The following is a 15,848-nucleotide window of genomic DNA, read 5'->3' on the forward strand; positions in this document are numbered from 1 at the left end:
CGTGTCAGGGCGTGTGGATCACGCCGTCCGGCAGGCGGCTTTGCGTCCATTCATGCGGACGATATACCACCGGAAACTCTGCCGCCGCCTGCGGGTTAAAGCCCACGCCGATCCCCGCGCCTTCTCCCGGATAGAAATACCCCTTCACCGGTGCCTGTGCGCCCGGAAACACCTGTTGTGTGTTGGCGGGATAGGCAACAAACTCCTGGATCGCCGCATTATGCAGATGAATATTGAGGTGCGTATTCACCGCTGCGCCAACCGGTGTCATATCCGGCGGACAATGCCACGCCAGCCGCACGCCAAAGCTCTGGCAGAAATGCGCCAGTTTCAGCGCCGGTGTGATCCCCCCGATTTGAGAAACGTGGCAGCGGATAAAGTCGATCCGGCGGTTAATGATCAGATCCTTCCATTCCGCCGGATTATTGAATAACTCGCCGGTCGCCAGCGGCACAGCTGTCTGGCTGCGGATCTGCGCCAGCCATTCGTTCTGATCCGGTGGCAGAATATCTTCGATAAAGTAAGGCCGGTATTGTTCCACCGCTTTGGCGAACTGCACTGCCTGTTGCGGGAACAGCCTTTCGTGAACGTCATGCAAGATATGGAACTGATTGCCGTATTTTTCACGCAACGCTTTAAACATCGTCAGTGTGTTATCAATGTACTGATCCTGATCGTAATAAGCGCCTGCTGTCGGTTCGCGGGTACTGTGGAGTTCACGCGCATTGCCACCGTAAAAACCCAACTGACAGCGGATGTGACGATAGCCTTCAGCCAGTAAACGATCCACTTCGCCGTATAATTCTTCCAGCGTTTCACCGGTCGCATGGCTGTACGCCGTTACGGCATCTTTAGACTTGCCGCCAAACAAGTGGTAGAGCGGCATATTTGCCAGCTTACCTTTGATATCCCACAGTGCCATATCAATACCCGCAATAGCGTTATTGATCACCGGCCCGTTACGCCAGTACGCGTTCACCATCATCATCTGCCATAAATCTTCGATATGATTCGCATCACGCCCTATCAGCAACGGTTTGAGATACTCATCCACCATCAGTTTGACCGCCAGCGGGCGCTGCTGGAATGTCGCGCAGCCAAGGCCGAAAACGCCACGATCCGTTTCAATACGGACCACCACTAAATTATGACGATCGGGGCGCGTTATCTGACATTCGATATTCGTCATCAGCACAGGCTGCATGATTAATCCTTCATAAAAGCCGTTATTTTTTAATTAAAAAATCGGCGGTGATATTTGTATTACCGATATTTCAACGTATTTTTATCCTGCTTGTAAACCTTAAATTCAGGCTTTTATTTTGGTTTAAAAGTACACCTGAATATCGATAGAAAACGGACCAATTCATTCATTATGTGCGAACAAGCCCCATCTGCGTGAAGTTTTGTGATGAAGATCCTGTTTTATTGGTTTGTTTTATAAAAAGGCCGTCATTACACTCCCCTTCCATCTGACAATGAATAATTAATTTTTCGTCGCGGGGTTCAGGGTGAATACAGAAATAATGCATTCGGTTATTAAGCTGGTAGGCGGAGCGGGAAATATCAATAAAGTCTGGCATTGCATGACCCGTTTGCGCTTTGATTTACACGACGAAAATAAAGTGGCCTGGGATGAGATTAAAAATCTGCCCGGCGTGCTCGGCGCACAAAGCCAGAGTGATCAGGTGCAGATCATCATCGGGCCGAAAGTGAATGTCTGGTACGACGCCATCGTGTCACAACTGGATCCTGTGACCGGCAACGCCGAAAAAACAACAGGAAATGTTTCCACAAAAGGGCGGAAAAGCCTGGTGTCGATGTTCATGGATACCGTCTCCGGCGTCTTCGGCCCGATCGTTCCGGCCATTGCGGGCGCAGGGATGATTAAGGGTTTGCTGGCCGGACTGATTGCTTTAAAAGTGATTTCAGCCAAAAGCGAAACGGTGATGATTATCGATTTGATCGCCAGCGGCGTGTTTTACTTCCTGCCGTTTTTCCTCGCCGTTTCTGCGGCGAAGATCTTTAAAACCAATGAATATCTGGCTGCTGCCGTGGCCGCCTGCCTGATGTACCCGACGCTGACAGATGCTGCGAAATCGCTCGCCAGTCATACAGCCGGTGCTCCAACTGCGCTGTATTTTATGGATATACTGCCGGTGTCCATTTTCAATTATTCGGCCAGTGTCATTCCGGTGATTTTCTCCGTGCTGGCGCTGAGTTATATCCATCGCTGGGTTGATAAAATCATGCCGGACGTGTTGAAAACCGTCTTTACCCCGACGCTCACACTGTTTATTGCTGCGCTGGTGTCGCTGACACTGATTGGCCCGGCGGGGATTTATCTCGGTAAATTGCTGGCATTTGGCATTCAGGGGTTGTTCGGAGTATCAGCGGTGTTTGCAGGCTTTATTGTCGGCGCGATCCGTCCTGTGGCGATCCTCACAGGCATGCACCATGCGATGACACCGGTTGCCTTGCAGAACTTCACCGATCAGGGCTGGGATATGCTGATGCCGATGATGTTCATGGCCAACATGGCAATTGCAGGATCGACGTTTGCCATTTATTTCCACGTCAAAACCCGCGAACAAAAATCCGTCGTGCTGTCAGCCGCGATTTCCGGCTTACTGGGGATCACCGAACCGGCATTGTTTGGCGTGCTGACGCGCTACAAAAAAGCGTTTATCGCTACCACCATCAGCAGCTCCGTGGCGTCGGCCTTTATCGCTTTCTTCGGCGTGCGGCTGTACGGCTATATTCTGTCGAGCATTTTCAGTCTGCCCGCTTACATCGGTCCGTATTTTATTTACATCCTGATGGGCGTAGCGCTTTCGCTGGGGCTGTCATTTACGCTGACTTATCTGATGGTCGTCAAACACAAAAGCACCGGACAAACGGTGCCTTTGGTTAATCAAACGCGCTGAGGTTTATCAGGCCGCTGTTTTTGAATTTGTCATCTCAGACAGCGGTGCATTCTGGATAAGATTGGTCAGCCGGCCGATATTTTCAATTTCAACTTCAATCTTATCATTCTCATGCAGGAACAACGGCGGCACGCGGGTTTTTCCAACGCCACCCGGGGAACCGGTCATGATCACATCGCCGGGAGAGAGCCGGGTAAAGGTACTGATATACGCGATAATTTGTGGGATGGTGTGCACCATATTGGCGGTGGTGTCATCCTGCACCAGCCGGTCATTCAGCCAGGTTTTGATGCTCAGATTTTGCGGGTCACCCACTTCATCCGGCGTCACCATCCACGGGCCAAACGCGCCTGTCGACGGCCAGTTTTTACCTGCCGTATACCACTTATGCTGCCAGTCACGCACCGAACCATCCATATAGCAACTGTAACCGGCAATATAGTCCAGCGCATCATCAGCGGAAATATTGCGACCGGTACGTCCGATAATAATCGCCAGCTCACCTTCATAATCAAACTGCTCGGAAGAAGCCGGTTTGATGATCACACCATTATGACCGATCTGCGAATCCGCAAAGCGGACAAACAATGTTGGCGCGTCGCTGGTTTCATTGAATTCTTTGCGTTTTTCTGCGTAGTTCATGCCCACACCAAAAATTTTTCCTGGCCTGTCGATAACCGGCAGGAAACTGATGGCGTTTAGATCAAGATCCGCAGGCAACTGCACGTAACGCTGCAAGTCTTCCAGCTGATAATGTGCCATGAATTCGTTAATGTCCCGGCATCCCGAGCGGGCACCGACATCGACAATCCCCTCTGCCTGGAAGATGCCGAAGCTTTTGGTGTGGTCTTTACTGATGATGAAATTAACAATTTTCATAGATGCACTTAGAGTCTTATTTTACTTAAAACAGGTGGATTTGCTGGTGTTGTCTTCGTGATGACGTCCGCGCCACTGTGAAGATCGCGAGATTATTGACCCTGCGTTTCATGCCTTCTACTATATTTTATTACCTAATCGATGAATTTCAGGAATCAATGTTAAATAACAGAGACTTAGATTATTTCGTCACTGCTGCGCAGATGATGAATTTGAGACTTGCGTCACAAAATTTAAATATAACTCAGCCTGCTCTTTCAAAATCGATCACCCGTCTTGAGCGCGAACTGAACATCAAACTGTTCAAACGGGCAGGTCGCGGGCTTGAACTGACCGAAGCAGGACGCATTCTTTATCAACGTGGTATCGCGCTGCAAAGTGCGTATCTTGAGATTGGCGAAATCATGAATGAACTGAGCAGCGGCGCGGGCGGGATCGTTCGCGTGGGCGTGTCCGGTTCAGCCACGCAATTCCTGTTACCTGAGATCTGCAAAATGCTGCAATCTCAGGTACCGAATATGAAACTGGAAATCCAGATAGGCATGAATGACGTGCTTTTTACCCTGCTGGAACGTCATGCGATCGATGTCATCATCGGCCCGCTGGTCAATTACGACAGTCCGGTGGTGCAGTTGCCCGTGACTGCCGACCGGGTGATCGTCGCCGCGTCCCGTGATCATCCGTTGGCCGGTAAACCCGCCAGCCTGCGCGAACTCAGCCGTTACGGGTGGATTTTGCCAGCGAAAACCGTGTCGATGCGCCAGTGGCTGGATAAAATGTTCTATGAAAACCACTGTCCGCCACCGGATGTGAAAGTGGAAATCAGCTCGCTGGCCTCGGTGCCGGGGCTGATTGCGAAAAGCGGATTACTGAGTTTTTTGTCGGAGAATATTTTGGTGGAAGAAGAATTTCTTTCGCGACTGATCCGTATTGATAACGATCAGTTAGTGATGGAGCGTCGCGTCGGGATCACCTGGCTGGAAGGCGCATTTCTCTCACCGGCCACACAGAAAGTGATCGACGTCACCAAAAGTGTCGGGCAAAAAATGCAGACGGAAGCCCGCCGGATTTTAGAAGACTGAAATCCGGCAAGCTTTTTTACACCAGATGGCAGGCCACGCGATGGCCCCTTTCTATTTCACGCAGTAACGGGATTTCTTTACGACAGTGGTCGGTTGCACGCGGGCAGCGGGTATGGAAACGACAGCCGGCAGGCGGTTTTGACGGATCCGGAATTTCCCCACTGACCATCGCCACCGGCTCACTGTCCGGGTCAAGCGTCGGCACTGCTGCCAGCAGCGCCTGTGTATAGGGATGCAGGGGCTGCTGGAACAACGCATCGCGGCTGGCCGTTTCCACTAACTGGCCGAGATACATCACCGCCACGTCATCACAAAGGTGCTCCACCACCCCCAGATCGTGGGAGATAAACAGAAACGTCACGCCATGATCGTCACGTAAATCAGCGAACAGATTGATGATTTGCGCCTGAATCGACACGTCCAGCGCGGAAATGGGTTCATCGGCGATAATAAAGTCCGGTTGCAGGATAAGCGCGCGGGCAATGCCGATACGCTGGCGCTGTCCACCGGAGAACTCATGCGGGAAGCGGTTGTAATGCAGCGGTGACAGACCGCAGATCTTCATCACATCCAGCACCTTTTCATGCAGTTGCGCCCGTGAACACCGTTTATGTTCCAGCATCGCTTCACCGATGGCATCACCAATGCGGATCCGCGGGTTAAGCGAACTGTACGGATCCTGAAAAACCAGCTGGATTTTCGGGCGCAGTGCTTTCAGTTGTTTGGGCTTCAGGCCGTGCAGGTCTTCACCACGGAACTTCACGCTGCCCGCTGTTTTGTCATACAACCCAAGCAGCGTACGGCCCACGGTGGTTTTGCCGCTGCCGGATTCACCCACCAGCCCGAAAATCGTGCCTTTACGAATGTTAAAACTGACGCCATCCACGGCGCGCAACTGGCCGGTTTCCTGCCCGAATACGCCGTCACGGATCGGGAAATACTTTTTCAGGCCATCCACTTCAATCAGATATTCAGCATTCATGGCTGTAATTCCCTGTTTTCGATGTCACTTACGGTGCTCAGTCCGCCGTAAAAACACGCCACCTGCCGGTGCCGGCCTTCCAGCGCAGGAATGCCCTGGCGACATCTGTCAGTTGCGCGGGCGCAGCGTTCGGTGAATGCACAGTAAGGGGGCAGTGCGGCCAGATCCGGCACCTGGCCGGGAATAGAATACAAGCGGCGGCGGCGTTCGCCCGGCGTGGGTCTGGAGGCAATCAGCCCCTGTGTATAAGGGTGCAGCGGATTGCGCAGCACTTCAGCTGTCGCGCCCTGCTCCACAATTTTACCGGCGTACATCACCACAACGTGATCGGCCATTTGTGCGATCACACCTAAATCGTGGGTGATCAGCATCAGCGCCATGTGATTCTGCTGAGCCTGTTCACGCAGCAAACGCAGGATTTGCGCCTGTACGGTGACATCCAGCGCGGTGGTGGGTTCGTCAGCAATCAGTAACTGCGGCTTACAACTCAGTGCCATCGCAATCATGATGCGCTGCAACATGCCGCCCGAAAGTTGGTGCGGATAACTGCTCATCAGGCTTTCCGCCCGCGCCAGACCGACTTCGGTGATCATATTCGTCGCATGTGACCACGCCAGTTTCGGTGATTCACCGAGATGGCGGATCAGCGGCTCGACCAGCTGTTCCCCCAGAGTCAGCACCGGGTTCAGCGCGGTCATCGGCTCCTGAAAGATCATCGCCAGCTGGTTGCCGCGCAAGTCCGCCATCTGAGAGGACCGCAGCCTGAGTAAATCCCTTCCCTGAAACAGGATTTCACCGCTATCAATACGCGCAGCCTGTGGCGGTAACAACCCCATCAGCGACATCGCCGTGACACTTTTCCCGCAGCCGGATTCACCGACAATACCCACGGTTTGACCGGCCTGAACGTCAAAGGTGACATCTTGTACGGCACGCACACGGCCCTGCTCACTGGAGAACGACAGAGAAAGCTGATTAAAACGGATCAACGGTTGCGTCATTTTTTGCTCCGTTTCAGTTTGGGATCAAGCGCATCACGCAGGCCATCGCCCAGTACGTTAATTGCAATCACCGTAATAAAGATCGCCACGCCGGGCGGCATCCACAACCACGGGCGACGCTGGAAATCGATGAGACTGTTCGCCGCATCCATCATATTTCCCCATGACGGTGTCGGTGGCACAACCCCGAGCCCGAGATAACTGAGCGCGGATTCGCTGAGAATGGCATTCGCCACAGCCATTGTTGCCATCACCACCAGAATTGGCACGGTATTGGGCAGTAAATGGCCAAACAGCCGACGACGCGAAGACAAGCCGAGCACCTGCGTCGCCAGCATAAAATCACGCTCACGCAGGGAGAGGATTTGCCCGCGAACCAGACGCGCCAGCTTCGGCCATTCCAGCAAGCTGAGCATTACGATCACCATATACACACGGGAATCCGGCGAAAAATCCAGTTCCGAAAGCATCGCACCCATAACGATCAGCAGCGGCAGGCTCGGAATAGTCATCACCAGATCGGCAAAACGCATGATGATTTTATCGGTTACGCCGCCCAGATAGCCGGACACCGCACCCATGAGATATCCGAACGTCACAGATAACAACATGGTCAGCATGCCGATAATCAGCGAGATGCGTCCCGCCAGCAGCAGCCGCGTATACACATCACGCCCGAGAAAATCGGTGCCCAGCCAATGTTCCGCATTTGGCGCTTTGTTGATCATCAGCGCATCGGTGGCATCATCGCGCCAGGGAGAAAAGTAAGGACCTGCTATGCACCAGACGGCCATTACCAGCAGCAAGACTAAGCAAAACATCGCCAGTCTGTTCTGACGTAGCGCCCGCCACGCCTGCCGCCAGGGTGACGGTGTCACCTGAGCAAGCGCCGGAATTTGTGCTTCGCGCAGACGGCGGTTAGTCGAAAATAAAGAGCCAAACATTATGACCTCACACGAATACGCGGGTCAGCCCACGCATACAGCACGTCGGCAATCAGATTGCCAAGAATGGTCAATACCGCCAGGAACAACGTGAATCCCATCAGAACCGGGTAATCACGCGCTGCCAGCGAATCAATATGTATATGCCCGGCACCTGGCCAGTTGAAGACCTTTTCGGTGATCAGCGCCCCGGAAAACAGCCCAGGCAACTCAAAACCCAGCAGCGTGATAATGGGCAGCAGTGCATTTCGCAACGCATGTTTCAGGATAACTGTACGTTCACGTAACCCTTTGGCACGCGCGGTACGAATGAAATCCATACGCACGACGTCGAGCATACTGGCGCGGAAATAACGTGTCAGGCTGCCTGCCTGTAGCATCACCAGCGCCACCACCGGCAATACCAGATGTGCGGCGACCTGCATCACCCATGCCCATCCTGTGGCGTCACTGCCGGTGTTGGTCATGCCCCCCACGGGCAGCCAGTGCAAATCAACGGCAAACCATTTAATCAACAGCAAACAAAGGAAAAACGTCGGGAAGGACATTGCGGCGAAGATGACCACACTGACTGCGTGATCAAACAGGGAATAAGGCTTCATCGCGGAGACAATGCCAACCGCCAGCGCGATCCCCCAGTACAGCACCATCGCAATAGTCGCGAGCAGGAAGGAATTCCAGATGTACTGATTCAGCAACTGGCTGACCGGGATCTGATATTGCAGCGAGAAACCCAGATCCCCCCGCAACAGATTACCCAGCCAGTGCAGATAACGGCTGAGCAGCGGTTGATCCAGGCCGTATAAAGCTTTCAGTTCAGCAGCGCGTTGTGCGGTCAGCGTAATATTGCCATCGATAAAGTCGCCCGGCGTTTTGGCAAACAGCATAAAGATGAGCAGCGAAGCGAGGAACAACATCGGAATGGTTTGAAGCAAACGACGCAGAATGAAATTTCTCATGACTTTCTCATTGAAGCTGCCGGAAGCGTCCGGCAGCTGCGTTATTTCTGATTATTTTACAATTTTGACGTCCGGCAGGCTGCCGGTCAGGCCGTTATAGATATCCGGTTTAAAACCGGTCACTCGGGCACTGCTGGCCGAAAGGATTTTGCGGTTACCGAGCAGGATCACCGGCGGATCGTTAGCCAGCACTTTATACAGCTCATGGTAAATCGGCTTACGCTTTTCGATGTCCAGCGTAGCGTTCCCTTCGTTGATCAGCTTATCGACTTCAGGATTGTTGTAGCCGGATTCAGTAGCTTCGGTGCTGTAATAATCCCACACGCCATCGTGCGGATCGTTAAGCGTGCTGGTGCTGAAGGAGGCCAGATCGTAATTGCCCGCTTTACGTTGTGACATCAGGGCGTTGAAGTCCACAACCTGTGGTTTCAGCAGTACGCCGATTTTCTGATAATCTTCTTTTGCAATCGGGATCAGTGCATCGTTGAGCACTTTTTTGCTGACCAGCAGCGTCAGTTCGAGACGTTTACCGTCTTTCACACGAATACCGTCACCGCCCACTTTCCACCCGGCTTCATCCAGCAATTTATTGGCCTGCGCCGGATCAAATTTGTACGGATTCACGCCGTCAGTGTTGTACGCCCAGGAAATAGGCGCGATCGGCTCAATCGCCACGGAGCCGTACCCCTGGTACACCACGTCAATCAGCTTCTGGCGATCCAGCCCGTAGATCAGCGCCTGGCGCACTTTCACATCCTGCAACGCCGGACGATGAACGTTAAATTCAATTTTGCTGTAATCACTGGATCCGTACAGGTTAATGTTGGCAAAGCCGAGCATTTTCAACTGCTCAATGTCATCCGGGCGGGAAGTGAAGGCATCGTAATCTGTATCGCCCGTCTGGAATAACTGGAAGTTAGTCGACGGATTGGTCACCCGATAAATGAAGCGCGGTGTCGGAGGGACACCGCGGTAGTAGTTTGCATTGGCGTGAAAACGGATCTCCTGCCCCGGGATGTACTTATCGTATACATAAGGGCCATTCCCCAGCGGTTTACCATGAAGCGTGCGCAGGTAATCGAGATTTCCGCGTTGGTAACCTTTACCGTAATAAGCTTTCGACAGTACAGGTCCGCCGATTTTTTGCAGCGTTGTAGCTCCCGGTTGTGTGGTGGTGACCTGCAATGTCAGCGGGTCAATCACCTTCAGACCGCTGATGCTTTCTGCTTTGCCTTGCTTGTATTCATCACCACCTGCAATATGCGCCAGCGTAATATCGGTATCCCCGTCATATTTTGGGTCATAGAGCACTGTCAGCGTAAATGCGACGTCTTCGGCGGTCAGGGGTGAGCCGTCGCTGAACTTCAGGTCAGGGCGTAATATGATGGTATAGGTTTTGCCGTCAGGGCTGACTGTCCAGCTTTGGGCCAGACCGGGAACCAGTTTTCCCTGGCTGTCCCAGTCAATCAGGCGCGCGAAAATCACGTTAGTGACGTTTTCATCCCAGCCGTTGACGAAGAAGTATGGGTTAAAGATCCCCTGTGGTTCGGAGATCCCGGCAATCACAGTATCAGTGCGCAGTTTCGCAGCGGCAGGGATCTGGCTGGCATCAGTGGCCGGTGTAATGCCTTCCTTTAAAACATCATCAGCGAATGCAAAAGAAGACAGCATCACGGCACTGGCCAGTAATGCAATTTTGAAAGAAGCAGTACGGCGCGCGCGTTGTGCGACTGGCGCGAATGCAGAGCGTAATAACGTAGCCAAAAGACATCCTCATCAAAAGTGTGCAAACGATTTACAAAACATGACAAAGAGTAAGGATGCCATTAGGCCTTGTCTAACAACGAAAAAATATGGCTTATAGCTTTTAAACAGTACGCTGGAAAAGCCGCCAAAACGGCTAATGTGGAAAGATTTTCTGATACAACCCAGTAAGTACTTACTAACCCATTAACGCTTATTCAGAGGCGTAAAGACGTTAACAGTTGGGTCTTTACCCTAAGAAAAACGGCGTATCTTTCACAAGATACGCCGTTTACTTTTATTTTCGGATCATAGCCCTCAGGCAGCGGTTTTTTTGCTGCGGGAACTGACTTCCGCAAGGATCTCTTTTTGTTTATTCTTCTCACCGATCAGCTTATACCAGCCTGACAGCTTGCGCAGATCCGGCAATGTGGCCTTTTCATCCGCATCGTAAGCGCTTAGCTTTTCAAGATACTCTTCGAAGATCGCGATGCAACGGCGTGCCCATTCACCTTCCAGCGCCGATCCAGCGACAGCACGCGGACGGCGCGGTAAGCGCGGGCGCAGCGGTTTGCTGGCTTCTGGCGCGGATTCATCCACATAGGCAAACTTGATGGAGACGACAGTTCTCCCCTGCTTTACCGGCTCCCAGACCACTGAAATATCGGTATTGGCATTAATCCGGTTGATCGTCGGCTCAAGAAGTTTCTGGCGGAAGTCACGATAATCCTCGTATTTGCCCGCCAAACCGGCCTTCTCACGCATCCAGTTGAGATCCAACGTTACTTCTATGGCTTTGCCGCTGCGGCGCCCGTAAAGGTTCTTAGCTTTGATGAGCCAGCCATAGAGTCGTACGGAAAAAGGCGTATCAAGTTTTGCAATGTTGGCAAAATTCAATTTGGTAAAAGATTCTTTAAGTTCATAAAGATACGGGGCGACATCCTGCCCGAAACGCAGAACCACCGCGCTGTGATCATCGCTGCTCACATATTCGAGACGTGAAAACCAGGAGAGTTGCACAGTACGGACCTTGCCGGTTTTAACATCCGGCTTGTAAATGGTGACCGGCTTTTTCATCAGGCTTTCAGCTGCTTCGCGCAACTGGCGGTGGCTGCTTGTCGGGTTTACCCCGTAGATCCGCTGATAATCCTGAGGGAAAAGTCGATAAAGCGTATCTGGCTGAGGTTTCCTGCTATCAATTTGTGCCAGTGCCAAGTTTAGCAGGCGCATTTCATCCAGAGTTACGCTGTAAGCGCCTTCAAGAAGATCATTCCCCTGAACTACGGTGAGTTTATTCAGTTCCATGTAGCAGGATCCATAAGTGGAAAGTAGCTAAATTATTCCACATAAAAAATGCCGGCGTAAAGCAAAAACAAGGGTTATTTATCCTTTTATAATCAGCATGTTAGAAAAGGATCGAAAAAGTCGGATCAGGAAAAACCTCCACATATGATTTTCGGCAGCACCAGAGATCCTTTTTTTAACACCTTGGATCGTCTGAACTTTTACAGGAAATTATTCCACATATGCAGAAGAGGATCTTTGCAAAACACTATCAGCCATTCACAACCAGAATCTCTTCTGGATCAGAAAATCACTCCACATATGAGGCGCTACCGCAAACTAAAATACCAGAATCAGCTTTGTGATCCCCTTCTCACTTCGTTCCGGGCCGTGGTTTATCGCTCAGAGACGACCCACAGGAAAACTCTCCACGTATTGTGAAACATGGGATCAGAAAATGTTTCCACATTAAGAATACCTTGACCGTATTGACAGGAAATTACTCCACATAATCTGTACAGCCGTATGCACAGAAAATCTTTCCACATAACGGCACCAACAGGATCAGGAAATATCTCCACCTTAATTCGCTCCATATGTGTATTCACACGGCAGGCTTCATGAATATCATCGTTTTAGAACAGGAAAACATTCCACATATAAAGTTGTGACAGCGTCACATAAATTGCAACCAACTGATTTATAGTTATTATTTAGGCAGGATTGTGGAAAGATGACTTTCAGGGATCAGATAATGTTTCCACATAGGCTGTTTCAGGATCAGGAAAAGTTTCCACATATACCTCTATCAGCGGCCCAAAGAAGGTCAAACTGCTCTACCTGTGGATGGCAGGGATCCGTTAACTGACTATGTGACATAACGTGACGCTGTAACAGGAAATTGTTCCACGTATTGGTGTTATCGATGGATCAGGAAATTCTTCCACTTATTAAAAATGCCTGTTGTGACAGCCTGTTAGAGAGATGCTAAGCTTAGGGCGATTACTGAATGACCTGTAAATGAGATATCCACAGAAAATTACTCCACATAGGTAATGGTTTGATCCATAAAGAAATTATCCACAGAAAAAACGTCTACATTCGCCATGAAAAGGATCCACATCCAACAGGAAGGATCTCCACCTGACGCAGGAAATATCTCCACAATACCCTTCATAAGCTGCTGATAATAAAAAGTAAAATACCTCTCTAAAGAGAAAGATCTAAACTTAGAAAATAAACAAAACATTATTTGATCTTAAGATCTGATCACACAGAAGAAGAGAGTTGACGAAAGGATAAGTTCGCACTGAAAGCAGACAGAGTCAGGAATGTAAGCAGGTGGTCGTCGGAAACGGGCCCTGAAAGACCCGGTCCAGCCAGTGTTCAGTGCATTACGTGCGTTCGTTGGTGATAAGCCAGGCCTCGATCAACTCGGTCAGGACGTCTTTCATTTCGCGATCTTGCAGGAAGCAGCTGGTTTTAAAACGACGATGCAGCTCTTCATCGATGTTGGTCTGCAATTTTTTTACTGATGCAGGTGGTTTAGAGACTGCTTCCAGTGCTGTCGTCAGTTGTCTGTGCTGGCCAAGTTTCATTTTCATTTCAGCAACTCCGTGATTTCTTTAGTCATAATTTCAATTTCCCCTTTCGCGTTTCCGTCTGTCGTATCGAAAACAGTACCGCCATCCATCATTGTGCGGATGTAAACCTGGCGCTGCGTCGTACCAGTACGCAATGCGGGAACACCGGTATCGGCAATGGATTCTTTCAGCACTTCAAGCATTTTAGCTGAAGCGACTTTTTTGGTGATTAGAAAACGGGCAATCACCGGCTGCAAATTTTCGCGAGCTTCCACGACGGCCAGAATAGCGCCACAGGCAGCAAAATCTAAAGGTGACGGTGTCACAGGAATCAACACCAGATCACTCACCATCACAGCAGCGGAAGAAATTGCTGATATGGCAGCAGCGCCATCTATTACCACGTAATCGTATTCTTTTAATTGTTTGCGAACGGTATAGACTTCTTTTTCTGAAGCCGCCTCTGCAAGGTCGAACTGGCATTTGCTTTCGTCATACCAGTTACTGATACTTCCCTGCGGGTCGGTATCTACCATTACGACTTTATGTCCTTGCCGGGCAAGACAGGTCGCTATGTTTATAGACGTTGTGGTTTTCCCTACTCCGCCCTTCCCGTTCAGGAAAGAAATAATTTTCGCTGCCATGACAACCTCTGATGAAGCGTTCAATGAAGATTATAAGATTCTGAAACCCTAAGATTTTGTAATCTTATAATGATAGAATCATAGGATTATGAGATTTTTAAATCCATGAATCACAGGATTAGATGACTACTATAAAGTTTGCATCCGGGGATTTCAACCTTTTAGGATTATCGAATTATCATATCCCATGATTTTAAAATCACAGGATTACAAGATTTCTATCTTGTCTTCGTCAGTATTCACCAATTGATTTCAAGATGAAATAATCCCGTGATTAGGTGATTAGGTGATTAGGTGATTAGGTGATTAGGTGATTAGGTGATTCTATGATCCCATCAAGGCGCATTTCTAAAATTGACGTGAATTGCTTAATAACCATGGAGATTAAGAGATACATCTGGATTGCAGGATTTTGTAATCTTAGGAGTATGGGATTCTGTGATGTGACATGTTTTAAACTTCTCCATCTTCACGCTGGACGTAAGATACTCCTGAGATAAGATCTCACCATCTCACCATCTCACCATCTCACCATCTCACCATCTCACCATCTCACCATCTCAACATCTCAACATCTCAACATCTCAACATCTCAACATCTCAACATCTCAACATCTCAGTTTTCGCGGTTTGGGATACCTGTGCTTCTGGGATTGTGGGATTTCGAGATTGTAAGATTACGGGATTTCAGGTTGTTTATCATAATGTATGGGATGCTGAACGTTTGGAATCTTGTGATTATAGGATGTGAGCGCATCGTTATACTTGAATCCTGGAATCTAAGAATCATGAGATGAAATCATTAAAAACGACGTCACACCTGGGCGCCGAAACATTTGTTCAGTTGTATTATATGATTACAGGATTCTGTAATCTTTCCAAAGATTATAGGATTGCAGGATTATATAGATGGGCGATACTGAGATAGTGTGACGATAACAACTCTCAGTCACGGAATCCTGGAATCCTAATAGGTGTGTATGATTACAGAATCCCATGATTATTATCATGTCAAGGATTACAGGATTCAAAGATTTTATTATGTTTTTCAGTGCATTGCTATGAATGTATAAATGCGAGAAAGTTAAATGATTCAGTGATTATGGGATTGTATTGGGATGATAGTATCCTGGGATGTTGTTTGGGATTATATGATTACAGGATTTTTAACCAGAGTGATGGGATTGCAACAGCCGGTGCGAGCAGTGCTGGGATTACAGGATAGTATCCTGAGACTAACAGGATTCTTGAATCCCGAGATTACAATAAGGCGTTATAAGTATCACAGGATTATAAGATTGAAGTTGGTCAGGATTACACTATTGCGAGAATAATAGCTTACAGAATTCAAGGATTATATGATTTCAGGATTATATGATTATACAGGGAAAGGATGCATGCACGGAGGCGGGGAATTTCGAGATTCTATGATAATAGGATTCTGAGAACCCACCATTCAGTGATTCAGTGATTACAGGATTTTAAGATTCAATGATTAATGTGTCGCAATATCTGGCACCCTGAAATATTCAGGCCGCGAGGTGCATCACCGGACCGGGGGGCTAATCCAGCCCTATGACAAGGTCTCTTGAGGACGGTAAACGTTGCCAGCTGAAATACTGTCATCAAATATAGCCTGTTGTCATACCTGATAAACCTTTTTGCTCAGTGTGCCGGACCAGGCATCAGAAAAGTCAGTGAGACGCTGCACAATGAGGCCAGAAAGCAATGAGTGCAAAAGTGGATCCTCAAAATAAATAGAACGGGTTCTGGATTATGGGGCCGCTGATGGGATAAAAAACAAGAACAGGTTGCTATTC

At 49.5% G+C, this 15,848-nt stretch carries 12 protein-coding genes; 2 read left to right on the forward strand and 10 right to left on the reverse strand.

Annotated elements, in window-relative coordinates:
* Nucleotides 1–4: 4 nt before the first annotated feature.
* The gene (locus tag EVX52_RS08655; protein ID WP_129953385.1) at nt 5–1,204 is read right to left on the reverse strand and encodes an enolase C-terminal domain-like protein; all 1,200 of its coding nucleotides are present in this window, start codon (nt 1,202–1,204) and stop codon (nt 5–7) included.
* Nucleotides 1,205–1,526: 322 nt separating this feature from the next.
* Here EVX52_RS08655 and EVX52_RS08660 point away from each other — a divergent pair, with 322 nt between their 5' ends.
* Nucleotides 1,527–2,927, forward strand: a complete 1,401-nt coding sequence (locus EVX52_RS08660) for a PTS transporter subunit EIIC (RefSeq protein ID WP_129991098.1) — start codon at nt 1,527–1,529, stop codon at nt 2,925–2,927.
* Nucleotides 2,928–2,933: 6 nt separating this feature from the next.
* Here the strand turns inward: EVX52_RS08660 and EVX52_RS08665 are convergent, their stop codons facing one another.
* Nucleotides 2,934–3,806, reverse strand: a complete 873-nt coding sequence (locus EVX52_RS08665; RefSeq protein WP_129991099.1) for a fumarylacetoacetate hydrolase family protein — start codon at nt 3,804–3,806, stop codon at nt 2,934–2,936.
* A 158-nt stretch (nt 3,807–3,964) separates the two neighbouring features.
* Between EVX52_RS08665 and EVX52_RS08670 the strand changes: the two genes are divergently transcribed.
* A complete protein-coding gene (locus EVX52_RS08670; RefSeq protein WP_129991100.1) occupies nt 3,965–4,888 on the forward strand; it encodes a LysR family transcriptional regulator in 924 nt (307 codons plus the stop codon).
* 16 nt (nt 4,889–4,904) lie between these two features.
* On the opposite strand, the gene EVX52_RS08675 is transcribed toward EVX52_RS08670, so the two are convergent.
* The 8 genes from EVX52_RS08675 to parA all read right to left on the reverse strand — a co-directional run bounded on the left by EVX52_RS08675 (nt 4,905) and on the right by parA (nt 14,028).
* Nucleotides 4,905–5,870 carry an ABC transporter ATP-binding protein gene (locus EVX52_RS08675; protein ID WP_129953381.1) on the reverse strand — a complete coding sequence of 322 codons (966 nt, stop codon included), beginning with the start codon at nt 5,868–5,870 and terminating at the stop codon, nt 4,905–4,907.
* Nucleotides 5,867–6,871 (reverse strand): ABC transporter ATP-binding protein, encoded by a 1,005-nt coding sequence (locus EVX52_RS08680; RefSeq protein ID WP_129991101.1) that lies wholly within the window; start codon nt 6,869–6,871, stop codon nt 5,867–5,869. The genes EVX52_RS08675 and EVX52_RS08680 overlap by 4 nt, the downstream gene beginning before the upstream one ends.
* On the reverse strand, nt 6,868–7,815 hold the full coding sequence (opp4C, locus tag EVX52_RS08685; protein WP_165383736.1) for an oligopeptide ABC transporter permease: 948 nt from the start codon (nt 7,813–7,815) through the stop codon (nt 6,868–6,870). The genes EVX52_RS08680 and opp4C overlap by 4 nt, the downstream gene beginning before the upstream one ends.
* Complete coding sequence (locus EVX52_RS08690) at nt 7,815–8,774, reverse strand: ABC transporter permease (protein ID WP_129953378.1); 960 nt, start codon at nt 8,772–8,774, stop codon at nt 7,815–7,817. The genes opp4C and EVX52_RS08690 overlap by 1 nt, the downstream gene beginning before the upstream one ends.
* 51 nt (nt 8,775–8,825) lie before the next feature.
* A complete protein-coding gene (locus EVX52_RS08695) occupies nt 8,826–10,445 on the reverse strand; it encodes an ABC transporter substrate-binding protein (protein ID WP_240783453.1) in 1,620 nt (539 codons plus the stop codon).
* A gap of 390 nt (nt 10,446–10,835) precedes the next feature.
* Nucleotides 10,836–11,822, reverse strand: a complete 987-nt coding sequence (locus tag EVX52_RS08700; RefSeq protein WP_129953376.1) for a replication initiation protein — start codon at nt 11,820–11,822, stop codon at nt 10,836–10,838.
* Between the two features lie 1,373 nt (nt 11,823–13,195).
* Complete coding sequence (locus EVX52_RS08705) at nt 13,196–13,405, reverse strand: plasmid partition protein ParG (RefSeq protein ID WP_014341719.1); 210 nt, start codon at nt 13,403–13,405, stop codon at nt 13,196–13,198.
* Nucleotides 13,402–14,028 carry a ParA family partition ATPase gene (gene parA / locus EVX52_RS08710; RefSeq protein WP_014341720.1) on the reverse strand — a complete coding sequence of 209 codons (627 nt, stop codon included), beginning with the start codon at nt 14,026–14,028 and terminating at the stop codon, nt 13,402–13,404. The genes EVX52_RS08705 and parA overlap by 4 nt, the downstream gene beginning before the upstream one ends.
* Nucleotides 14,029–15,848: the final 1,820 nt, after the last annotated feature.

Origin of the sequence: Rahnella sp. CFA14(1/10) (assembly GCF_004195095.1) — a bacterium.
GTDB classification, from domain to species: domain Bacteria; phylum Pseudomonadota; class Gammaproteobacteria; order Enterobacterales; family Enterobacteriaceae; genus Rahnella; species Rahnella perminowiae.